General features: G+C 57.8%; 19 protein-coding genes. 7 read left to right on the top strand and 12 right to left on the bottom strand.

Annotated elements, in window-relative coordinates; all coding sequences use genetic code 11:
* Positions 1–90: 90 nt before the first annotated feature.
* The gene (locus FS690_RS07770) at positions 91–1,218 is read right to left on the bottom strand and encodes a branched-chain amino acid ABC transporter substrate-binding protein (RefSeq protein ID WP_071668459.1); all 1,128 of its coding nucleotides are present in this window, start codon (positions 1,216–1,218) and stop codon (positions 91–93) included.
* A gap of 401 nt (positions 1,219–1,619) precedes the next feature.
* Between FS690_RS07770 and panM the strand changes: the two genes are divergently transcribed.
* Positions 1,620–2,015 (top strand): aspartate 1-decarboxylase autocleavage activator PanM, encoded by a 396-nt coding sequence (panM, locus tag FS690_RS07765; protein WP_039381914.1) that lies wholly within the window; start codon positions 1,620–1,622, stop codon positions 2,013–2,015.
* 71 nt (positions 2,016–2,086) lie between these two features.
* Here the strand turns inward: panM and rpoH are convergent, their stop codons facing one another.
* The 4 genes from rpoH to ftsY all read right to left on the bottom strand — a co-directional run bounded on the left by rpoH (position 2,087) and on the right by ftsY (position 6,496).
* Positions 2,087–2,944 (bottom strand): RNA polymerase sigma factor RpoH, encoded by an 858-nt coding sequence (gene rpoH / locus FS690_RS07760; RefSeq protein WP_039381911.1) that lies wholly within the window; start codon positions 2,942–2,944, stop codon positions 2,087–2,089.
* A 240-nt stretch (positions 2,945–3,184) separates the two neighbouring features.
* A complete protein-coding gene (ftsX, locus tag FS690_RS07755) occupies positions 3,185–4,180 on the bottom strand; it encodes a permease-like cell division protein FtsX (RefSeq protein WP_104085623.1) in 996 nt (331 codons plus the stop codon).
* The gene (gene ftsE, locus FS690_RS07750) at positions 4,170–4,838 is read right to left on the bottom strand and encodes a cell division ATP-binding protein FtsE (RefSeq protein ID WP_065650521.1); all 669 of its coding nucleotides are present in this window, start codon (positions 4,836–4,838) and stop codon (positions 4,170–4,172) included. Before ftsE ends, ftsX begins: the two co-directional genes overlap by 11 nt.
* A 5-nt stretch (positions 4,839–4,843) precedes the next feature.
* Positions 4,844–6,496, bottom strand: a complete 1,653-nt coding sequence (gene ftsY, locus FS690_RS07745; RefSeq protein ID WP_145339361.1) for a signal recognition particle-docking protein FtsY — start codon at positions 6,494–6,496, stop codon at positions 4,844–4,846.
* Between the two features lie 228 nt (positions 6,497–6,724).
* Between ftsY and rsmD the strand changes: the two genes are divergently transcribed.
* Both rsmD and FS690_RS07735 read left to right on the top strand, forming a co-directional pair.
* Positions 6,725–7,324: a 16S rRNA (guanine(966)-N(2))-methyltransferase gene (gene rsmD, locus FS690_RS07740; RefSeq protein WP_145339359.1), complete on the top strand. Its 600-nt coding sequence runs from the start codon at positions 6,725–6,727 to the stop codon at positions 7,322–7,324.
* Positions 7,314–7,583, top strand: a complete 270-nt coding sequence (locus tag FS690_RS07735) for a DUF1145 family protein (RefSeq protein WP_039331733.1) — start codon at positions 7,314–7,316, stop codon at positions 7,581–7,583. The genes rsmD and FS690_RS07735 overlap by 11 nt, the downstream gene beginning before the upstream one ends.
* Before the next feature lie 39 nt (positions 7,584–7,622).
* Here the strand turns inward: FS690_RS07735 and FS690_RS07730 are convergent, their stop codons facing one another.
* On the bottom strand, positions 7,623–7,979 hold the full coding sequence (locus FS690_RS07730) for a DUF2500 domain-containing protein (protein WP_039381903.1): 357 nt from the start codon (positions 7,977–7,979) through the stop codon (positions 7,623–7,625).
* A 159-nt stretch (positions 7,980–8,138) separates the two neighbouring features.
* On the opposite strand from FS690_RS07730, the gene FS690_RS07725 reads away from it, so the two are divergent.
* The gene (locus tag FS690_RS07725) at positions 8,139–8,768 is read left to right on the top strand and encodes a lysoplasmalogenase (RefSeq protein WP_039381901.1); all 630 of its coding nucleotides are present in this window, start codon (positions 8,139–8,141) and stop codon (positions 8,766–8,768) included.
* A gap of 92 nt (positions 8,769–8,860) precedes the next feature.
* A complete protein-coding gene (locus FS690_RS07720; RefSeq protein ID WP_145339357.1) occupies positions 8,861–11,143 on the top strand; it encodes a zinc/cadmium/mercury/lead-transporting ATPase in 2,283 nt (760 codons plus the stop codon).
* On the opposite strand, the gene tusA is transcribed toward FS690_RS07720, so the two are convergent.
* Positions 11,121–11,372 (bottom strand): sulfurtransferase TusA, encoded by a 252-nt coding sequence (gene tusA, locus FS690_RS07715; protein WP_039381895.1) that lies wholly within the window; start codon positions 11,370–11,372, stop codon positions 11,121–11,123. The genes FS690_RS07720 and tusA overlap by 23 nt on opposite strands.
* Positions 11,373–11,620: 248 nt before the next feature.
* Here tusA and FS690_RS07710 point away from each other — a divergent pair, with 248 nt between their 5' ends.
* Together FS690_RS07710 and FS690_RS07705 are read left to right on the top strand one after the other, a co-directional pair.
* Positions 11,621–12,286 (top strand): 7-cyano-7-deazaguanine/7-aminomethyl-7-deazaguanine transporter, encoded by a 666-nt coding sequence (locus tag FS690_RS07710; protein WP_039381893.1) that lies wholly within the window; start codon positions 11,621–11,623, stop codon positions 12,284–12,286.
* A 113-nt stretch (positions 12,287–12,399) separates the two neighbouring features.
* Entirely contained in the window at positions 12,400–12,954 is a 555-nt protein-coding gene (locus tag FS690_RS07705) for a DcrB family lipoprotein (RefSeq protein ID WP_039381890.1), read from the top strand.
* Positions 12,955–13,024: 70 nt separating this feature from the next.
* Here the strand turns inward: FS690_RS07705 and glgP are convergent, their stop codons facing one another.
* The 5 genes from glgP to glgB all read right to left on the bottom strand — a co-directional run bounded on the left by glgP (position 13,025) and on the right by glgB (position 22,462).
* Entirely contained in the window at positions 13,025–15,472 is a 2,448-nt protein-coding gene (glgP, locus tag FS690_RS07700; RefSeq protein WP_039381888.1) for a glycogen phosphorylase, read from the bottom strand.
* 22 nt (positions 15,473–15,494) lie between these two features.
* Positions 15,495–16,928, bottom strand: coding sequence for a glycogen synthase GlgA (gene glgA, locus FS690_RS07695; protein WP_094112166.1), 1,434 nt, complete (start codon positions 16,926–16,928; stop codon positions 15,495–15,497).
* A gap of 65 nt (positions 16,929–16,993) precedes the next feature.
* Entirely contained in the window at positions 16,994–18,286 is a 1,293-nt protein-coding gene (glgC, locus tag FS690_RS07690; protein WP_094112167.1) for a glucose-1-phosphate adenylyltransferase, read from the bottom strand.
* Positions 18,287–18,296: 10 nt separating this feature from the next.
* The gene (gene glgX, locus FS690_RS07685) at positions 18,297–20,276 is read right to left on the bottom strand and encodes a glycogen debranching protein GlgX (RefSeq protein ID WP_039381885.1); all 1,980 of its coding nucleotides are present in this window, start codon (positions 20,274–20,276) and stop codon (positions 18,297–18,299) included.
* A complete protein-coding gene (glgB, locus tag FS690_RS07680; RefSeq protein WP_145339355.1) occupies positions 20,276–22,462 on the bottom strand; it encodes a 1,4-alpha-glucan branching enzyme in 2,187 nt (728 codons plus the stop codon). Before glgB ends, glgX begins: the two co-directional genes overlap by 1 nt.
* Between the last annotated feature and the right edge of the window lie 170 nt (positions 22,463–22,632).

Below are 22,632 nucleotides of genomic sequence, written 5' to 3'. Positions count from 1 at the left end.
CGCTCGCGGCGCGTCTGCCAGCTCCCTGCCCCCGCCCGCGCACGGGAGGGGGAGATAGTTACGCTATGCGGTAGAACCGGTTAACAGCGCTTATTTCACTGCGGTTGATGAGCCATCTTTGTGCCATTTAAACACGCCGAACTCGAACCCTTTCAGATCGCCTTTCTGATCCCAGCTCAGGTTGCCCATCACGGTTGGCACCGGTGCGCCCTCTTTCAGGTTTTTTGCAATCGCATCGGGCTCATCGCTTTTGCTGCGCTCAATGCCCGCCACCAGCGACTGGATTGCGGCATAGGTGGTCCAGACAAACGGGCCGGTCGGATCTTTGCGGTTTGAAGCGCTGTTGCCCTTAATGGCATCAACGATCGCTTTGTTCTCCGGCAGCTGGTCATAACGCTTTGGCAGCGTGACGTACAGCCCTTCTGATGCATCGCCAGCAATATTGGAGAGTGAGGCGTTACCCACGCCCTCTGGTCCCATAAAGCCCGCTTTCAGGCCGGCAGTTTTTGCCTGGCGCAGGATCTGCCCCAGCTCCGGGTAGTAGCCGCCGTAGTAAACAAAATCGACGTTCTCTTTCTTCAGGCGGGCAATCAGCGTGGAGAAATCTTTATCGCCGGCGGTGATGCCCTCAAACAGCACCACGTTGCCACCTTTGGCCTTCAGGGTTTTCTGCACGGACTCCGCCAGACCCTGGCCGTACTGCTGCTTGTCATGCACAACGGCAATACGCTTCGGCTTGATCTGCTCCAGAATATAGGTCGCTGCCGTCGGCCCCTGATCGGAGTCGAGACCGGTAGTGCGCATAACGTCAGCATAGCCACGCGCCGTCAGTTCAGGGGCGGTGGCGGCCGGCGTAATCATCAGAATGCCTTCATCGTTATAGATGTCAGATGCAGGCTGCGTAGAAGAGGAGCAGAGATGGCCGATAACATATTTAATGCCGTCGTTAACCACTTTGTTCGCCACCGCAACCGCCTGCTTCGGGTCACACGCGTCGTCATACTCCACGCCAACCAGCTTGTCGCCGTTTACGCCGCCTTTGGCATTAATATCTTTGATCGCCTGCGCTGCACCCGTGAACTGCATATCACCATATTGCGCGACCGGGCCGGTTGCTGCACCCACGATAGCGATTTTAATATCGGCAGCCAGCGCGGCATGGCTCATTGCCAGTGCAACGCAGCCCGCCAGTAACGCGCGTCCTTTACTCATCTTCATGCGTACTTCCCCATCTATTATGTCGTGTCTGTTGTGATTGGTTTTATTTCAGCCAGTGAAAGAGGAAACTGATTCAGATAGAAGGAGTTAGCGTTCTTATCTGGCTTTTTTTGTTAAAACAGCTTTATTTTCAGGTTATTAAACAGGAATTTTCTGCTGTAAATCAACTGACATATTCAGTAATGAGCGGCCTGAACAGCATAATACTCTGGAGGTTATGGCCGTAATTTGTGCACCAGGGTAGCGTGTTATGCTGGCTTATTCGGCAATCGTTGCGGGCTTACTCCACAATCCTGGCAAAGTGTCTGCCATTTGACCTGTTTTTATCGCAAAAAAGTGACAGCGCTCTGACTGTATAAATTCGCTACACTATGCCCTTTCTGCCAGTACAGGTACGGGTTATGAAACTCACTATTCAGCGTATCGTTTCACTTACGCCGCAGGATCGCATCGACCTCGCTAAAATCTGGCCACAGCAGGATATTGCGCAGCTGGAAAAGACATTGAGTGATACGCAGCGGCTCTATGCCGCGCGGTTTAACGATCGGCTGCTGGGCGCGCTGCAGCTGGAAATCCGCGGTACCCACGGCAAAATCACGCACTTTGAAGTCCGTGAGGCTACGCGCCGGCGCGGCGTCGGGCGTTACTTACTGGAGGAGACTCTGGCGCAGAATGGTTCGCAGGATCACTGGTGGATTGCGGATGATGGCTATGCTGACCAGGGGATCCGGGCGGCGTTTATGCAGGCGTGTGGCTTCCGCGCGCAGGCAGATGGCTGGGTAAAAGTGGCAGAGTAGCGTTACGCGGCCGGATGGCGGACATAAAAAAGGGCAACCCTGAGGTTGCCCTTATTACCGTCTGCGAACTGTCAGGCTTCAATCGCCATGCGCAGCTTTTTCATCGCATTCTTTTCCAGCTGACGCACGCGCTCCGCTGAAACGCCATAGCGGTCGGCCAGCTCCTGCAGTGTGGTTTTATTGTCATCATCCAGCCAGCGGGCACGGATGATATGCTGACTGCGTTCATCCAGGCTGAGCATCGCATCACTCAGCTTATCCGCTGCGTGGGCGTCCCAGTTATCCTCTTCGATACCGTCAGCGAAGTCTGATGTTTTATCCTGCAGGTAGAGTACGGGAGCCATTGGCTTGCCGTCGCCCGCCTCATCGTCAGAGGACATATCAAAGGTCATGTCCTGTGCCGCCATACGCGACTCCATCTCCAGCACATCTTTCGTGCTGACGCCGAGTTCACGCGCCACCATGTCAACTTCATCCTGATTAAACCAGCCCAGACGCTGCTTGGTTTTACGCAGGTTAAAGAACAGCTTACGCTGCGCTTTGGTAGTAGCGACTTTGACAATGCGCCAGTTGCGCAGCACGTACTCGTGGATCTCTGCTTTGATCCAGTGCACTGCAAATGAGACCAGGCGCACGCCCACTTCCGGATTAAAACGGCGCACCGCTTTCATCAGGCCGATATTGCCTTCCTGAATCAGATCCGCCTGTGGCAAACCATAACCTGCATAGTTACGTGCGATGTGAACAACAAAGCGCAGGTGTGACAGGATCAGCGTTTTCGCTGCATCCAGATCGCCCTGGTAATGCAGCCGCTCAGCCAGTGCTTTTTCCTCTTCTGCCGTCAATACCGGCCAGTTGTTGGCAGCCCGAACGTAAGATTCCAGGTTGCCCAGAGGAGCAATCGCTAAAGTTTGCATTTCTTTGGTCATTCAAACCCTCACAAATTCAATGGAGTTGCTGCGCGTGTCCTTACGCAGACGCTACAGTATGTCAACGTCAGGCGAAAACCAACAGCAATCTGTGCTAATTAGACGCCAGGGTTATCCACAAGTTCAATTATAGCAGTGAATATTTTACACACAGGTGACAGCGGGGAAAATCGGAGCATTCCTCTGCGCCTGCATTGCTGGCGGCAGAGGAAGAGTATATCAAAAAATCGTTGCCATGGGTTACTGCGGCGTAAATCGGCGTAAATGTTGTACAGTGGCAAGCCAGGCAGCAATCCAGCCAATAATGGCGGCAATCAGCAGCAGCAGCAGGCCTTCGTCCCACGCAAAACCTTCCAGCGTAAAGGCGGTGCCAAACACCGACGCGACCTGCGCCACCACCGACTGCAGTCGCAGCACCAGCACTTCAGACAGCACCAGCGACAGCAGCGCACCGGCAAAACCGAGCAGCGCACCGCCATAGAGGAACGGCCGCAGGATAAAGCCATCCGTTGCGCCAATCAGCTTCTGGACGTTGATGGTGTCACGCCGGGCAAAGATGCTGAGCCGGACGCTGTTACCAATCACCAGGAACACTGCCACAATCATCAGCAGACCGATCATAGAGGCCACCTGCCCGACCAGACCGGTCAGCGCCGCCAGACGGGCAAACCAGCTGTCATCCATCCGTACTTCATCCACGCCCTGCACTTTTGCCACCCGATCGCGCAGGCTTGCCATAGTGTCTGAGTTCTGGAAATTAAGCTTCGGCGTGATGATGGCCACCGCCGGCAGCGGATTCTGCTCCAGCAGATCCATCGCGCCGCCAAAACCAGACCAGTTGCGAAACTCACTCTGCGCCTCGTCGCGCGTCAGGTAGTTCACACTGTCGACGCCTTCCAGCTGCTTAAGCTGTGCGGTGACGTTTTCTGCCGCACTGTCGTCCAGCGTCTTGTCGAGATAGACCGTCAGCTGCGGCGCCGGATACCACTGGGTGGCCGCCTGGCTGACGTTTTTCCACACCATGTAACAGACGCTGGGCAGCGTCAGTGAAATCGCGATAACCATAACGGTAAGCAGCGTTGCCAGCGGCTGGCGCCACATATCAGACAGGGTGCCGCGCAGGGCGTAGCGCCACTGCTCCTGCCAGCCACCTTTTAGCGCTTTGCGCTTTGACGGCGTTTTAGGCTGCTTTGCCGCTCTGGCCGCCGCCGGGCGCTTGTTGCGTTTATTGACCATCGTGGCCTCCGTGCAGACGTCCCTGATTCAGCGTCATCACGCGGTAGTTACGCCGCGCGATCAGCCCCAGATCGTGGGTTGCCATCAGTACCGTTACCCCGACCCGGTTGAACTCTTCAAACAGGCGCAGGATATCTTCTGACAGTGCATTGTCGAGGTTACCGGTGGGTTCATCTGCCAGCAGTACGGCGGGTTTATTAACCACCGCGCGCGCAATACCCACGCGCTGCTGTTCACCGCCGGAGAGCTGAATCGGGTAACTTTTCGCTTTGTCGAGCAGGCCGACTTTATCCAGGGCCGCTGAAACACGACGGCGGATATCTTCGCCGCTGGCGCCGGAAATAATCAGCGGGATAGCCACATTGTCATAGACAGAGCGATCCATCAGCAGATGGTGATCCTGGAAAATCATGCCAATCTGGCGCCGCAGAAACGGCACTTCGCTGTGACGCAGGCGGGAGATATCGTGCCCGCTGAACCAGATCTGTCCGGCGCTCGGACGCTCAATGCCGCAAATCAGCTTCAGCAGGGTACTTTTACCCGCGCCGGAGTGTCCGGTCAGGAAGGACATCTCGCCGGGACGCAGATGAAAATCAACGCCCTGCAGCGCCTGGCGCCCTCCCAGATAAGCCTTACTGACTTCTTCAAAGCGAATCATGCCAATCATTCCTCTCGGGCAAACAGTGCCTCAATAAAGTCTTCGGCCTTAAATGGCCGTAAATCTTCGATGCCTTCTCCGACACCGATATAGCGAATAGGAATGCCGAACTGATCGGCAATGGAGAAGATAACGCCCCCCTTCGCCGTGCCGTCCAGCTTGGTCAGGGCGATACCGGTCAGCCCTACCGCTTCATTAAACAGTTTTGCCTGACTCACCGCATTCTGTCCGGTGCTGGCATCTAACGTCAGCATCACTTCATGCGGCGCATCCTCATCCAGCTTCTTCATCACGCGGGTGATTTTTTTCAGCTCTTCCATCAGGTGCGATTTGTTCTGCAGGCGACCAGCGGTATCGGCAATTAACACATCCACATTGCGCGACTTCGCCGCCTGAATAGCATCGAAAATCACCGAGGCGGAATCCGCACCGGTATGCTGTGCCACAACCGGAATATGATTGCGCTCTCCCCACACCTGCAGCTGCTCGACCGCAGCGGCACGGAAGGTATCGCCGGCAGCCAGCATCACCGATTTGCCTTCCGCCTGATACTGGCGCGCCAGTTTACCGATAGTGGTGGTTTTGCCGACGCCGTTTACGCCGACCATCAGGATCACAAACGGCGTTTTGCCACTGACATCCAGCGGCGCATCGACTTTATCGAGAATGCCGGCCATTTCCGCCTTCAGCAGACCATAGAGCGCTTCAGCATCGCGCAGCTGTTTGCGGCTCGCCTGCTGAGTCAGGCTGGTGATAATCCGGCGAGTAGTTTCCACGCCCACATCCGCAATCAGCAGCTGCTCTTCCAGCTCGTCAAACAGGTCGTCATCAATCTTTTTACCGCGAAACAGGCTGATAAAACCTGAGCCAAGGTTGGTGCGCGTTTTAACCAGGCTGCGCTTGAGGCGCGCAAAAAAGCCCTCTTTAGTCGGGCGCTCCTGCTCCTGCGCCACAATAGGCGCGGCCGCCAGCGGAAGATCGCTTACGGTGTCTGCAGAGTCTGCAGCGGCGTCTTCAGCGTAGGTTTCCGCCAGCGCCAGTGCCTCCAGCTCTTCATCGCTGAGCGGCGCATCCTCATCTGCCAGAGGTTCCGCTTCCGCCAGCTGGCTTTCATCGCCGGGCAGAACCGGTTCCGGCGCGACGGCGGCTGTCAGCGGTGGCTCCCCGGCAGTGGCAGCCGGTATCTCTCCCGGCAGCGGCGCCAGTTCAGGTTCTTCTTGCGGCAGGGTCTCTTCAGCAACCGGCAGCGGCGCCCGTTCAGGCTCCTCTTCCGGCAGGATCTCTTCATTAACCGGCAGCGGCGCCAGCTCAGGCTCCTCTTCCGGCAGGATCTCTTCATTGACCGGCAGCGGCGTCAGCTCAGGCTCCTCTTCCGGCAGGATCTCCTCCGGCTGCGCGGTGATGATGGCCTCTTCAGGTGGCAGCGCATGCCGGGCTGCCTGATCTGCTGCCGCCTGCTCTTTCGCCAGTTGCTCCGTCAGCGCAACGGTTTCTGCTGCCTGCGCTTCGGCACGCTCTGACGCACTCTCTTCAGCGGCAGCGGGCTGAGCCTCCTCTGCAGGCTGCTCTTTTACCTGCTCTTCAGCCGGGGCGGGTGCCTGCTCTTCCTTGCCAAATCCCAGCCAGGAAAAAAAGCCGCGTTTTTTCTCTTTTGCCATTGTGTAACTACACTCCTCGATGGCTTATTCCCGGTAGCACGCTGTCCCCAGGGGATATAAATTCAGTTTTTTAGCTTTCTGCGGCGTAAAATCAGCGAATTACGCACGCTTGTATCGTTCAATAGTCTAACACTTTCCGGCCAGCGCACCACAGCACCCTTTTTTACGTTTCTTCTGCCTGTCGCGCCCGTTAAACTACGCAACAAATTATGACGAGTTGTGAGCAAAATGAGTAAATCACCCCGCAGCGGCGGCGGCGCTGGCCAGATCCGCATCATTGGCGGCCAGTGGCGCGGCCGTAAACTTCCGGTGCCGGATAGCGCAGGCCTGCGCCCCACGACCGATCGCGTACGCGAAACCCTGTTTAACTGGCTGGCACCCGACCTTCCGCAGGCGCGCTGCCTCGACTGCTTCGCCGGCAGCGGCGCGCTGGGTCTCGAAGCGCTGTCGCGCTATGCGGGTTGCGTCACGCTGCTGGAGCTGGAGCGCAGCGTAGCGCAGCAGCTGTCACGCAATGTCGACACGCTGCGCGCCACGCAGGCGACGGTGGTGCAGACCAGCGCGCTGCAGTGGCTGGCTCAGCCTGGCGAAGCTTTTGATATCGTATTTGTCGATCCGCCCTTTCGCAAAGGGTTGCTGGCGGAGACGCTGGCGCTGCTGGAGCGCAATCAGTGGCTGAGCGCAGACGCGCTGATTTACGTGGAAAGTGAAGTGGAACAGGGGGCGCCTGACGTGCCCGCCAGCTGGCTGCTTTACCGGGAGAAGATCGCCGGTCAGGTCGCCTATCGACTCTATCAACGCCAACAGGAGGCGCATGATGTGGCTTAATCTGGGACGGTTACTGATGATTTGCGTCTGGGCTTTTCTGCTGCTTAATCTGGTGCACCCTTTCCCCACACCGCTGCGCTATTTTGTGCATGTCGCCCTGTTTTTCATGGTGATTATGCATGGACTGCAGCTGGTGCTGCTGCGCGCCACCCAGCCCAAAGAGGCGCCGAAGCTGAGCGGCGCCACGCAGGCTAAGATTTTCTTTTTCGGGGTATTTGAGCTGCTCGCCTGGCAGAAAAAGCACTATCCGAAGATGTGATCCGGCGCTAACCGGGGCACCTTTGCCGGCGCTCCGGTTTCAGCGCGCGGGGGTAAAGCTGACAAAACGGCTGCCCTGCATCTTCAGCTCGCCTTTTACGCCCTTATCCATCTGGTGATAATCGCTGGCGCTGACCGCGGTTTTAATGTCGCTCGCCCCGTTCAGCGGATGAAACCAGGCTTCATATTTCATCTCTTCACCGGCAATCTCTTCGCGCTGACGCGAACGACGATTCGGTGCCGGATATTCACGCTTGGTTTTTACCTGCACGGTCAGCGATCGTACCGGGGAGGCGTCGTTAACCGCAGCTTCCCGCCGCTGCTTGATAAACTGCCGGGTCGCCAGAATGGCGATAATCGCCAGGACGATAAAAAAGATTAGCGGTGGTTTGCTCATGTTTTTGCTCGCACTTCACTTCATTTGATCATTAAAAAAGAAGCTAAAGCATACAACCAGAGTTGCCCGATTGTCACATTTACCAGCGGTAACTTAAACTCAAAGAGAGTCTGGGATATTTCAACAGTGTGGACATCTCGTCTACAAAAGGGAGAAAAAATGCTTTGGTCTTTCCTTGCAGTACTTTTTTCCGGCTGGCTCTATGTGGATGCCTCCTATCGCGGTCCGCAGTGGCAACGCTGGCTGTTTAAACCTGTTACCCTGCTGCTGCTGGTTGCCTGGGCCTGGCAGGCACCGGCCGTGAACACCACTGACTATCTGATCCTTGCCGGACTGATTGCCACGCTGGCAGGCGATGCGCTGATGCTGCTGCCCCGACAGCAAATGCTTTATGCGCTGGGCGCGTTTTTCCTTTCGCATCTGCTCTACACCATCAGTTTTACCGCCCATATGACCATGAGCTTCTACTGGCCTATTCCGCTGACGTTTCTGATTATCGGCGTTGCGGTCATTGCGCTGCTCTGGACGCGGCTGGAGGAGCTGCGCTGGCCCATCTGTACCCTGATTGGCATGACGCTGGTGATGAACTGGATGGCGGCTGAAAACTACTTTTTCCGTCCGACCGACTACAGTTTCTCGCTGCTGATTGGTGCGGGCCTGCTGCTGCTGGCCAATATCATCTGGTTTATTTCACACTATCGCCGCCGCTTCAGCGCTGACAGCGCCATTGTCGCCGCCTGCTATTTTGCCGGTCATTTTATGATCGTGCGTTCACTCTGGCTCTCCTGATAATCCGGCCATTCCGGGCTTGACTCTGGAGCTGACTCCAGAGTGTAGCCTTCAGTAACGGGCAGCTGCCCGTTACTGATACCGGAGGCTCCATGCATCAACAGATTTCCCCCTGCGGCTGTGACCGGCCGGGCAGCAAACTGCGGCCACACGCTGCTGTGCGCCCCCTGCCCGCGGCCCGCTTCACCCGTCTGACCACGCCCGTCACAACCGGCACCGCCTGCTGTGCCGGAAGCGCGGCGTCAGCTGACGCGGATGAAAACAGAGACTCTGCTAACGGGCTGCCTGCACTGCGCTGGCGAATTACCGGGATGGACTGCCCGGGCTGCGCGCGCACTATCGAAACCGCCGTGCAAAAGTTGCCGCAGGTCACGCAGGCGCGCGTGATTTTTGCCAGTGAAAAGCTGGAAGTCTGTGCCCCCACCGCCATGCAGGCCGCTATAGAACAGGCGGTAAAACAGGCGGGCTTCAGGCTGCACGCCGCTGATGCCCCCGCTCCCCCGCCGGCGACTTCATGCTGGCGCGATCGCGCCGCGCTGCTGCTGCTGGCACTGCTGATGCTGACGAGCTGGCTGATAAGTCAGCAGTCACCGATCTGGGGCGATCGCCTGTTTGTTGCGACCGCGCTGGCCGGTCTCCTGCCGGTCGCGCACAGCGCCTGGCAGCGGATCCGCAGCGGCTCGCCTTTCTCAATCGAAACGCTGATGACGGCGGCGGCAGCCGGCGCGCTGGTAACGGGCGCTCATGCCGAAGCTGCGATGGTGCTGCTGCTGTTTTTAATCGGTGAGCGGCTTGAGGCCTGGGCCGCAGCGCAGGCGCGACGCGGTGTGACCGCTCTGATGGCGCTGCGTCCGGAGCGTGCGACACGGCTGCAGGGCGCGCAGCGCGTTGCGGTCCCGCTGGCGGCGCTGCAGCCGGGCGACATTATTGAAGTTGCCGCCGGCGGCCGCCTGCCGGTTGATGGCGAGCTGCTGCAGTTCAGCGCCAGTTTTGATGAAAGCGCATTAACCGGTGAGTCCCTGCCGGTGAGCCATCAGCCCGGCGATCGGCTGATGGCCGGCGCCACCAGCGTTGATCGGCTGGTGCAGATAAAAGTGACCTCTCTGCCGGGAGAGAGCGCTATCGATCGTATCCTGCAGCTCATTGATGAAGCGGAGAGCCATCGCGCACCGGCAGAACGCTTTATCGATCGCTTTAGCCGCATCTATACGCCGGCCATTATGCTGCTGGCGCTACTGGTGATGGTGGTCCCGCCGCTCTCTGGCCTGGGAGAGTGGCAGCCGTGGATCTATAAAGGGCTGACGCTGCTGCTGATTGGCTGCCCCTGCGCGCTGGTGATCTCAACGCCGGCGGCGGTGACTTCAGCGCTGGCCTCTGCCGCGCGTCAGGGCGTGCTGCTTAAAGGTGGCGCCGCGCTGGAGCAGCTGAGCCGCGTGCAGGTTATCGCCTTCGACAAAACCGGCACGCTGACCCTGGGTAAACCGCAGGTTACGGCGATCCGCGCTTTTGGTCAGACTGACGAAGCGGCGCTGCTGCGCCTCGCGGCGGCGGCAGAGCGCGGGTCCGGGCATCCGCTGGCGCAGGCAATTGTCGCAGAAGCCGCGAAACGGCAGCTGACTCTGCCGGATGCGCAACAGCAGCAGGCGCTGGCGGGCAGCGGTATTCGCGCGAGCATTGACGGCGTCCCTTATCAGCTGCTGACACCGCGTGCCGCGCCGGGATTGAGCGATCAGCAGCGGCAGCGTGTGATGGAGTACGAGCGCGAGGGCAACACGGTAGTGATCCTGCTGCAGGCAGATCGGCCGCTGGGGCTGCTGGCGCTGCAGGATCGGCTGCGTGAAGAGGCTGCGGCGGCTATCGATCAGCTCAGAGCCGCGGGGATCGCCAGCGTCATGCTGACCGGAGATAACCCGCGTGCGGCCGCCGCCATAGCGGCAGAACTTAATATTGAATATCGGGCGGGTTTGCTGCCGGCAGACAAAGTCAGTGCCGTACGCGCGCTGAGCCAGCAGCAGCCGCTGGCGATGGTGGGTGACGGCATTAATGATGCGCCAGCGATGAAAGCGGCGGCTATCGGGATTGCTATGGGCAGCGGCACTGACGTGGCGCTGGAAACGGCTGACGCTGCGCTGACGCAGAATCGCCTGACTCTTCTGCCGCAGACTGTCGCGCTGGCGCGGCGCGCCCGCGCCATCGTGCTGCAGAATATTACGCTGGCGCTGGGGCTGAAGGCGCTGTTTCTGCTCACGACGCTGCTCGGCTTAACCGGCTTGTGGCTGGCGGTGCTGGCCGATTCGGGTGCTACGGCGCTGGTGACCGCAAACGCTCTGCGTCTGCTGCGCCAGCCCCCCGTCAGGCCTCCGCGCCTTTCCTGATCAGATACTGGTACGGCAGCGCTTCCGTCTGCTGTGCCAGTAAATCGTGATCCATAAAGCGGCAGAAACCGGGGATATCGCGCGTGGTCGCCGGATCGTCGGCAATAATCAGCAGCGTTTCACCCGCCTGCATTGTGCGTACCGTCTTGCGTACCATCATCACGGGTTCAGGGCAGCGCAGGCCCAGCGCATCCAGCGTATGGTCGGGTGCGGAGAAAGGATCGCTCATGATTCTCTTATCGGTCAGTAACAGGGATGCTCATTCTAGCTCGCCATTTCCGCAGCGCAAGGCGACAACGATTGCGTTAAAATTAACCGTTGCATAAATTGCGCAACGGGTTAAGATGCCGTCCGATTTTTCAATACCGTTGCTTAGTCCCCAAAATCCTTCGCCTTTTGGCACGCGCAGTCAGCGCAGCAAAAATGCGAACGATGAATGGATGGGTTCCCTCACCCCATTGTTTAAAAAGGCTCACTATGATCGCTTTTTCTGCGCGTCAGCGCATGCACGCCCTTTTCTGGCTGTCGCTGTTTCATCTGCTGGTGATCACCTCCAGCAATTATCTGGTTCAGCTGCCGGTCGCTATTTTCGGTTTTCATACCACCTGGGGTGCGTTCAGCTTTCCCTTTATTTTTCTCGCAACCGACCTGACCGTGCGTATTTTCGGCGCTCCGCTTGCGCGGCGCATTATTCTCGCAGTGATGATCCCGGCGCTGTTTATCTCCTACGCTATCTCCTGCCTCTTTTATCAGGGGGCATGGCAGGGCTGGGCGTCGCTGCAGCAGGTCAATCTCTTTGTCGCCCGTATCGCCTGCGCCAGCTTTATGGCCTATGCGCTGGGTCAGATCCTCGACGTTCACGTCTTTAACCGTCTGCGCCAGCTGCCGCAGTGGTGGATAGCGCCAGCCTGCGCCATGTTTCTCGGCAACGTCAGCGATACGCTGGCCTTTTTCTTTATCGCTTTCTATAAGAGCCAGGATCCCTTCATGGCAGCGCACTGGGTCGAGATTGCCCTGGTGGACTACAGCTTCAAGGTGCTGATCTGCCTGATCTTCTTCCTGCCCGCCTACGGCCTGCTGCTGAATGCCGCCCTGAAGCGCATGGCGGAACGGCATCAGGCGCGCCAGATCAATTTCGGCTAATGTGCCATAGACGAAATGGCGCGGTGCGCTAAGATTTCCTGACACATCGGCGGTTGCTTTTGACCGCCGATTCCGTTTGTATAAGCCAGACTGGAATTGTAAAAGGGAACAGAATGCGCAACGTAGTGAAGTATGCAGGTATCGGCCTGCTGGTGCTGGGCCTGGCGGCGTGCGATCAGAAAAAAGAGGATGCTGCTGACAACAGCGGCACCAGCGTCAGCCAGTCCGCTCAGACGGTGAATCTGATGGAAGGGAAACTGAGCTTTACGCTGCCTGCAGGCATGTCTGATAAGAGCGGTAAACTCGGCTCTGAATCCACCAATATGCACGTCTACGCTAATGAAACCGGCCAGCGCGCCATTATTGTGATCGCCGGCGACCCGACCAGTGACTCACTTGAGACGCTCTCAAAACGTCTGGAGCAGCAGCAGCGCAATCGCGATCCGCAGCTGCAGGTGGTGTCGAATAAAGCGGTAACGCTGAAAGACCAGCCGGCACAGCAGCTGGATACGGTGATTTCCGCTAACAATCAGACATCGTGGTCAACGGTAGTGCTGGCAAAAGTCGATAACCAGCTTTTGACGCTACAGATCACCCTGCCGGCGGAGAATCAGCAGCAGGCGCAGAGCGATGCAGACAGCATTGTGAAGAGCATTACGCTGAAGTAAGCCGTTACCCGATGCGCATTGATGCGCACCGGGCCATATTTCCCAGGGTCGCCATTCATGGCGACCTTTTTTATAACCTTACCGGCGAAATATGCCAGATCTCATCCGCATACTCCTGAATGGTACGATCTGACGAGAAGTAGCCCATACCGGCGATATTCAGCGCTGCACGGCGCTGCCACTCATCCGGCTGCCGGTAAAGCTTATCCACTTTATCCTGCGTATCCACATAGCTGCGGTAATCCGCCAGCAGCTGATAGTGGTCACCAAAGTTCACCAGCGCATCAAACAGGTTACGATAACGTCCCGGCTCCTGCGGGCTGAACACGCCGGTGGCAATCTGCGTCAGCACCTGATGCAGCTCAGCATCTTCCTCAAAGTATTTGCGCGGGTTGTAGCCCTCTTTGCGCAGCTGCTCAACCTGCGGCGTGGTGTTGCCGAAGATAAAGATGTTCTCTGCGCCCACGTGCTCGCGCATCTCCACGTTTGCGCCATCCAGCGTGCCGATGGTCAGCGCGCCGTTTAGCGCAAACTTCATGTTACTGGTGCCGGAGGCCTCAGTACCCGCCGTGGAGATCTGCTCGGAAAGATCGGCTGCCGGAATGATGATCTGCGCGAGGCTGACGCCGTAGTTAGGGATAAACACTACTTTCAGCTTGTTCTTTACCTGCGGATCGTTATTGATCACGTCAGCCACATCATTGATCAGATGAATAATATGTTTTGCCACGTAGTAGGCCGAGGCGGCTTTGCCGGCAAAAATATTTACGCGCGGTACCCAGCTGGCATCGGGATCGGCTTTGATCCGGTTATAGCGGGTGATCACATGCAGCACGTTAAGCAGCTGCCGTTTATACTCGTGAATACGCTTGATCTGTACATCGAACAGCGCGTGCGGATTGAGCACGATATCCATATTTTTGGCGACCCATGCCGCCAGCCGCTGCTTGTTGGCAAATTTGGCATCGGCAACCTGGCGAATAAACGCCGGGTAGTCGATATGCGGCTGCAGCTCGCTGAGCTGTGACAGATCGGTGCGCCAGGTGCGGCCAATGGTTTCATCCAGCACGCCGGAGAGCGCCGGATTCGCCAGCGCCAGCCAGCGACGCGGCGTCACGCCGTTGGTCTTGTTGCAGAAACGTCCCGGAAAGAGCCGGGCAAAGTCGGCAAACAGCGACTGCACCATCAAATTGGAGTGCAGCTCAGAGACGCCGTTTACTTTGTGACTCACCACCACCGCCAGCCACGCCATACGGATGCGGCGGCCATCATTCTCATCGATAATCGAGATGCGCGACATCAGATCCCAGTCGTCGGGATAGTGCTCCTGAATCGTCTTCAGGAAGTAATCGTTGATCTCGAAAATAATACTCAGGTGACGCGGCAAAATTTTGCCGATCATATCTACCGGCCAGGTCTCCAGCGCCTCGCTCATCAGCGTATGGTTGGTATAGGAGAAGATCTGACAGGTGACTTCAAACGCGTCATCCCAGCTGAATTTATACTCATCAATCAGCAGCCGCATCAGCTCCGGGATCGCCAGAACCGGATGCGTGTCGTTCAAATGGATAGCGACTTTGTCAGCAAGGTTGTCCCAGGTTTCATGCATTTTCCAGTGGCGATGCAGAATATCCTGCACCGTAGAGGAGACAAGAAAGTACTCCTGACGCAGCCGCAGCTCGCGTCCTGAGTAGGTTGAATCATCCGGATAGAGAACCCGCGAAACGTTCTCGGAATGATTTTTGTCCTCGACGGCCGCAAAGTAGTCGCCCTGGTTAAACTTGCCGAGATTGATCTCATTGCTCGCCTGCGCCCCCCACAGCCGCAGGGTATTGGTGGCATCGGTGTCAAAACCGGGAATGATTTGATCGTACGCCATCGCGACAATCTCTTCCGTTTCAATCCAGCGAACGCGCGCGCCCTCATGCTGCAGACGACCGCCGAAACGCACTTTATAGCGGGTATTATGGCGCTGAAATTCCCACGGATTGCCATACTCCAGCCAGTAGTCCGGCGACTCACGCTGCTGGCCGTCGACAATGTTCTGCCGGAACATACCGTAGTCATAGCGGATGCCGTAACCGCGTCCCGGCAGGCCTAATGTTGCCAGCGAATCTAAAAAGCAGGCGGCCAGACGACCAAGGCCGCCGTTGCCGAGTCCGGGATCGTTTTCCTCTTCCATCAGTTCGCTGAGATTGAGTCCCATCTCATCCAGCGCCTGATTGAGATCGTCATAAATGCCCATCGCCAGCAGCGCATTGCCCAGCGTGCGGCCCATCAGGAACTCCATCGACAGGTAGTAAACCTGACGCACATCCTGCGACAGCTGCGCACGGCTGGAACGCAGCCAGCGCTCCACCATACGGTCGCGCACCGCGAGCAGCGAGGCGTTCAGCCACTCGTGTTTATTCGCGATTGAAGGATCTTTGCCAATCGTAAACATCAGCTTATAGGCGATTGAGTGCTTCAGCGCTTCAACCGTCAGCGTGGGTGAGGCGTAGGTGAAAGGTGCATTCATATCCGGACTCCCAATCTCTCAATTACAGCATACGTTGATAAAGATCGCGGTAGGCCTGCGCAGCCACCTGCCAGCTGAAATCCATCGCCATGGCCTGGCGCTGAACATAGCGCCACAGTGAAGGCCGTGACCAGAGTACAAAGGCGCGACGAATAGCCCGCAGCAGTGACCAGGCATTGCTGTCTTCAAAACTGAAGCCGCTGGCAACACCATCTGCCAGGTTCTCCAGAGAGCTATCCTGTACGGTATCGGCCAGGCCACCGGTACGACGCACCAGCGGCAGCGTGCCATATTTCAGGCCATAGAGCTGCGTCAGCCCGCAGGGTTCAAAGCGGCTGGGAACCATAATCACATCGGCACCGCCAACAATGCGGTGTGAGAACGCTTCGTGATAGCCAATCTGTACGCCCACGCTGCCAGGATGCTCCGCCGCGGCTGCAAGAAAACCCTGCTGCAGTTCGGCGTCGCCCTGACCCAGCAGGACCAGCTGCCCGCCCTGTGCCAGCAGACCCGGCAGCGCTTCCAGCACCAGATCGAGCCCTTTCTGTTTTGTCAGCCGGCTGATGACGCAGAAAACCGGCACTTTATCATCGACCTTCAGTCCCATAGCGATCTGCAGCTGACGTTTGTTTTCCGCTTTGCTTTCCAGGGTTTCGCGGTCATAACGGGCGGTCAGCAGCAGGTCATGAGCCGGATCCCAGATGCCCGGATCCACACCGTTGAGAATACCGCTCAGACGACCTTCACGCAGACGCTGCTCCAGCAGCGCTTCCATGCCATAACCAAACTCCGGTCGGGTGATCTCCAGCGCGTAGGTCGGACTGACCGCTGTGATGTGATCGGCAAAGAACAGACCAGCCTTGAGGTAAGAGATCTGGCCGTAAAACTCCAGGCCATGCATGCCAAAATATTCGCGCGGGATCTGAATCTCATCCAGATGCCGGGCGTTAAACAGCCCCTGATAGGCAAGGTTGTGTACGGTAAAGACCGTTTTAGCCGGATTGCCGCGCGCGGCGATATAGGCGCAGGTCAGACCGGCATGCCAGTCATGCGCGTGCACAATCTGCGGACGCCACAGGCCATCTACTCCGCTGGCCAGCTCGGCACCCATCCAGCCCAGCAGTGCGAAACGCAGATAGTTGTCTACGTATGCGAACTGCGACGTGTCGTGGTAGGGGCTGCCGGGACGGTCATACAGTCCTGGCGCATCAATCAGATAAATACCGACACCGTTGTACTGCCCGAACAGCAGGCGCACGGGCCCGGCAAAAGTTTGCAGCTCCGCCACCACGTCAGTATCAGGAATTCCTTTACGCAGATCCGGAAACGCCGGGATCAGTACCCGCGTATCCGTACCATCGGCTATTTGCGCCTGCGGTAATGCGCCGACGACATCAGCCAGCCCGCCCGTTTTCAGCAGCGGAAAAAGCTCTGAACAGACATGTAAAACCTGCATCCTGAACCCCTATTATGTTATCGCGCGCGTTCCACGCGGCGGTTTTTTTGTATGCTTGTCGCCACTCACTGACCCGCGGTGGCCAGCCTGGCCAGCATGGCGCGCGTCACCAGTACGATGCCCTCTTCCGATCGGTAAAAACGCCGGCTGTCTTCATCCGGATTCTCTCCAATCACCATGCCCTCCGGGATTGCGCAGGCACGGTCAATTACACAGCGGCGAAGCCGGCACGAACGGCCTACCACAACATCCGGTAACAGCACCGCTGAATCAATATTGCAAAATGAGTTTACGCGCACGCGCGGAAACAGCACTGAATTCACGACTACGGAGCCGGAAATAATACAGCCGCCCGATACCAGCGAGTTCATGGTCATGCCATGACTGCCGGAGCGATCCTGCACAAATTTAGCCGGCGGCAGTGGCTCCATATGGGTCCGGATGGGCCATTCATGGTCATACATATCCAGCTCTGGCGTCACGGATGCCAGATCAAGATTCGCACGCCAGTAGGCCTCCAGCGTACCTACATCACGCCAGTAGGGTTCTGCATTCTCATCGTTCTGCACGCAGGAGAGCGTGAATGAATGTGCATACGCCTCACCGCTCGCCACAATTTTTGGCAGCAGATCTTTGCCAAAGTCGTGGCTGGAGTTCTCTACCAGCAAATCTTCTTCCAGTAACTGATAAAGATAGTCGGCATTGAAAACATAGATACCCATACTTGCCAGCGCCTTATCTGCGTCGCCAGGCATAGCGGGAGGAGTCGCGGGTTTTTCAACAAAATCGACCACGTTGTTGTCAGCATCTACCGCCATCACGCCAAAGGCGGTCGCTTCCGCCAGCGGAACCGGCAGACAGGCGATAGTGCACTTCGCCCCGCGTTCAGCGTGGTCGAGCAGCATACGCGAGTAGTCCATTTTGTAGATGTGATCGCCGGCAAGGATCACGATGTACTGTGCGTTATAGCGCCGGATAATATCGAGGTTCTGCGTCACCGCATCGGCGGTGCCGCGATACCAGTACTCCGTCGCGGCGCGCTGCTGAGCGGGCAGCAAATCGACAAACTCATTCATCTCTTCGTTAAACAGTGACCAGCCGCGCTGAATATGCTGCGTCAGCGTATGCGACTGATACTGGGTAATGACGCCGATGCGCCGGATGCCTGAGTTAATGCAGTTGGAAAGGGCAAAGTCGATGATACGAAACTTGCCGCCAAAGTGAACGGCAGGCTTCGCGCGTTTTGCGGTCAGATCTTTCAGACGCGTGCCGCGTCCGCCAGCAAGGATCAGGGCAACTGTCTGGGTAGGGAGCTGGCGCGCCAGCATCAGAGGATCGTTTCTGTCTAACTTCACCATGTCTGACTCCTTATGATTGCTTTAGGAACACACACACGCCGCGTGCGGGCCCGTGCCAGACAGTTGTCAAAATGGGATTATCTTCCCCGGCGAAAGGAGGTATGGCATGCCATTCTCCGTCTGGTAAGGCTAGGTCACTGATTGCATCTGTTGCATTTATTGTTATCAGCCAGCGATCCGACAGCAGGATTTGCATCTGATGCGCACCCCGCTCCCACTCTTCTGGTTCCAGTGGTTTGCCGCTGGCATTGAACCACTGCACCTGACCATCACCTTCCTGCCACCAGCAGTCTGCCGTCAGCGCCGGAATGCGCTGGCGCAGCTGGATCAGCGCCGCAGTAAAGTCGACCAGCCCTTCATCATCCTGCTGCCAGTTGAGCCACGTCAGCAGGTTATTCTGACAGTAGGCGTTGTTGTTGCCATACTGGCTCTGGCCGCGCTCATCGCCCGCCAGCAGCATCGGCGTGCCCTGTGCCAGCAGCAGCGTGGTCAGCAGCGCATGCGCGCTGTGCCGCCGCCGCTGCAGGACATCCGGATTCGCTTTCAGCCCTTCATGCCCGTGGTTATGACTGAAGTTGTCACTGCTGCCGTCGCGGTTATCCTCGCCGTTAGCCTGATTATGTTTATGGTTATAGCTCACCAGGTCGCGCAGCGTGAAGCCATCATGCGCGGTAATAAAATTAATGCTGGCGTGCGGCCGGCGCCCTGCCTGCTGAAACAGATCGGCTGAGGCGGCAAACCGACGCGCCAGCTCGCCGTTGTTCAGTTCGCCATGCAGCCAGTAGCGGCGTGCGGCGTCGCGAAAATGGTCGTTCCATTCGGCAAAGCCTGGCGGAAACCGGCCCACCTGATAGCCGTTTTCGCCGATATCCCACGGCTCAGCAATCAGCTTGACCTGCGACAGAACCGGACAGGCGCGAATCGCCGCCAGCAGCGGTGCTTCAGCGCAAAAGTCCGGCGTACGCCCCAGCACGCTGGCGAGATCAAAGCGAAAGCCATCAACGTGACAGTGCTGTACCCAGTATCGCAGCGCTTCCAGCGCCCACGCCACCACCTGCGGATCGCTGAGATTTAGCGTGTTGCCGCAGCCGGTCCAGTTCTGGTAATTCCCCTGCTCATCAAGCCAGTAGTAGCTGGCGTTATCCACCCCGCGCAGCGACAGCGTCGGGCCAATCTCTTCCAGCTCTGCGGAGTGGTTAAAGACCACGTCCAGGATCACTTCAATACCTGCTGCGTGCAGCGTTTTCACCGCCTGCTGAAACTCCTGCAGCGCTGTGACGCCCGCTTCCCCTGACGCATAATCCGGGTGTACCGCCCAGAGCGCGTAGGGGTTGTAGCCCCAGTAGTTTTGCAGCCCTGTCCGCTGCAGCCGCGGCTCGCTGGCAAACGCCGCCACCGGCAGCAGCTCCAGCGCGGTAATGCCGAGGTCGCGCAGGTACTTCACCATAGCAGGGTGGCCGAGCGCCGCATACGTCCCGCGCAGCGTTTCAGGAATTTCCGGATGCAGCTGCGTCAGACCGCGCACGTGCGCTTCGTAAATGACCGTTTTGCCCCAGGGCGTACGCGGTGGCCGATCGTCTTCCCAGTCAAAGTCTTCAGCGATAACCAGCGATTTGGGCATGCAGCCGGCGCTGTCCTGACTGTCAGGCTGCGCGATGCCGCCATACAGCGCGGCGTCATCCGCAACGCTGCCGGTAACGGCTTTGGCGCAGGGGTCCACCAGCAGTTTAGCCGGATTAAAACGGTGTCCCCGCTGCGGATCCCACGGACCATAAACGCGATAGCCGTAGCGCTGACCCGGCTTCAGCCCGGCAATATAGCCGTGCCAGATATCGCCGCTGCGGGCGGGCAGCGTCAGACGCTGCTCCTCTCCTTCACAGCTGAACAGGCAGAGCTCCACCTTCTCTGCGTGACGCGAGAAGAGCGTGAAGTTGACGCCGCGTCCATCATAGCGGGCCCCGTGCGGCGCAGGCTGGCCCGCTTCGATCATCAGTCCGCCTCCCGCACCAGCCAGATGGTCGACAGCGGTGGCAGGGTCAGACTCAGCGACTGCGCGCGGCCGTGGCTGGCAATCTCGTCGGTGCGGGCGATGCTGTGGTTACGCACGTCGCTGCCGTGATAGTCGTGCTGATCGGTATTCAGCACTTCGCGCCAGCTGCCCGCCTGATTGACGCCAAAACGGTAATCCTGGCGCGTGACCGGCGTAAAGTTGCTGGCAACAATGATCTCATTGCCTTCGCGGTCGCGGCGTACAAAGACAAACACCGAGTTATCGTGGTCATCCACTACCAGCCACTCAAAGCCCTGCGGATCAAAGTCGAGCTGATAAAGTGGCGCATAGTGGCGATAGGTGTGGTTGAGATCGCGTACCAGACGCTGCACGCCGTGATGCCAGTTGTCATCGCCTTCCAGCAGGTGCCAGTCGAGGCTGACGTCATGGTTCCACTCGCGCCCCTGAGCAAACTCATTGCCCATAAACTGCAGCTTTTTACCCGGAAACGCCCACATCCAGCCGTAGTAGGCGCGCAGGTTAGCGAACTTCTGCCAGGCGTCACCCGGCATGCGATCGAGAATAGAGCGCTTGCCGTGCACCACTTCGTCATGGGAGAGCGGCAGCACGAAGTTTTCGCTGTAGTTGTAGGCCATGCCAAATGTCATCAGATTGTGATGATAGCGGCGATGTACCGGGTCGAGCTTCATGTAGTCGAGGGTGTCGTGCATCCAGCCCAGGTTCCACTTAAACCAGAAGCCCAGCCCTTCATTTTCGCTCGGGCGCGTGACGCCAGGGAAGTCGGTTGACTCTTCCGCCACGGTGATGCTGCCAGGTACCGCCGTGCCCAGCGTCTGGTTGGTATGACGCAGAAATGCAATCGCTTCCAGATTTTCGCGCCCGCCCAGATGATTCGGGATCCACTCGCCCGCTTTACGGCTGTAGTCGCGGTAGATCATTGAAGCCACCGCATCCACGCGCAGGCCGTCAATGCCAAACCGCTCCAGCCAGTAAAGCGCGTTACCGGAGAGATAGTTGCTGACTTCACGCCGCCCAAAGTTATAGATCAGCGTATTCCAGTCCTGATGATACCCTTCGCGCGGATCGCTGTGTTCATAGAGTTCAGTGCCGTCAAATTTCGCCAGACCGAAGTCGTCGTCAGGAAAATGGCCCGGTACCCAGTCCAGCAGTACGTTGATACCCGCCTCATGTGCCGCTGCAATAAACTGACGGAACTCATCGCGCGTGCCGAAGCGCCGCGTCGGCGCATACATGCCCAGCGGCTGATAACCCCAGCTGCCGTCAAACGGATGCTCATTAATCGGCAGCAGCTCGATATGGGTAAAGCCCATCTCTTTGACATAGGGGATAAGCTGCTCAGCCAGCTCTTTGTAGCTCAGCCAGAAGTTGTTATCGGTGTGGCGTCGCCATGAGCCGAGGTGCACCTCATAAATAGAGATAGGCTGATCAAAACCGTTCGCCGCTTTGCGCACTGGCTGCATCTCAACCTTCGGCGGCAGGCCGCAGATCATCGATGCCGTCTGCGGGCGCATCTGCGCTTCAAACGCAAACGGGTCAGCTTTGATACGCATCTGCCCGTGTAAATCGACAATCTCATATTTATAGAGCTGTCCGTTTACCGCACCCGGCACAAACAGCTCCCAGATACCGAGTTCGCGCCGGAAGCGCATCGGATGACGGCGGCCGTCCCAGAAGTTGAAGTCGCCCACCACAGAGACGCGCCGGGCATTCGGCGCCCATACGGCAAAGCGGATGCCGCTGACGCCATCAATGGTCGCGCCGTGCGCACCCAGGGTTTCATACGGACGCTGGTGCGTACCTTCAGCCAGCAGCCAGGCGTCCATATCGGCCAGCAGCGGGCCAAAACGGTAGGCGTCATCAATCAGATTCTGCTGACCATGCCAGTTCACCGCCAGCTGATAGCGAAACATGTTCTTGCGGCGCGGAATCACTCCGCTGAAAAAGCCGCGTGAATCCAGACACTTCAGCTGACCACATTTGCGGCCGGTTTTGGTTTCAATCACCCAGACTTCAGACGCATCCGGCAGCAGCGCGCGGACTTCAAGGCCCTGAACGGTCTGGTGCATTCCCAGGACAGAAAAGGGGTCGGCGTAATCCCCGGCAAAAAGCGCATTGATCGCATCGCGATCGGGAAACTCTGACATGACTTTCTTCCTATGATTTTGTGCAGGCGACCGCAGGGGCAGCTGTGCCGCTGTAAGTGCGCTGCTTTTCATTGAGTCATACGTACGCTGGCAAGAGAGGCCACCCTCCATGGGAAAATTCGTTGCCAGGTACCACTACTAATTCGCTTACAAAGTACAACCTGTTAACA

This window comes from Pantoea sp. PSNIH1 (assembly GCF_007680655.1).
Lineage (GTDB): Bacteria > Pseudomonadota > Gammaproteobacteria > Enterobacterales > Enterobacteriaceae > Pantoea > Pantoea eucrina.
Note: the sequence above shows the minus strand (reverse complement) of the source record. Positions and strands in the feature narration are given on the sequence as shown.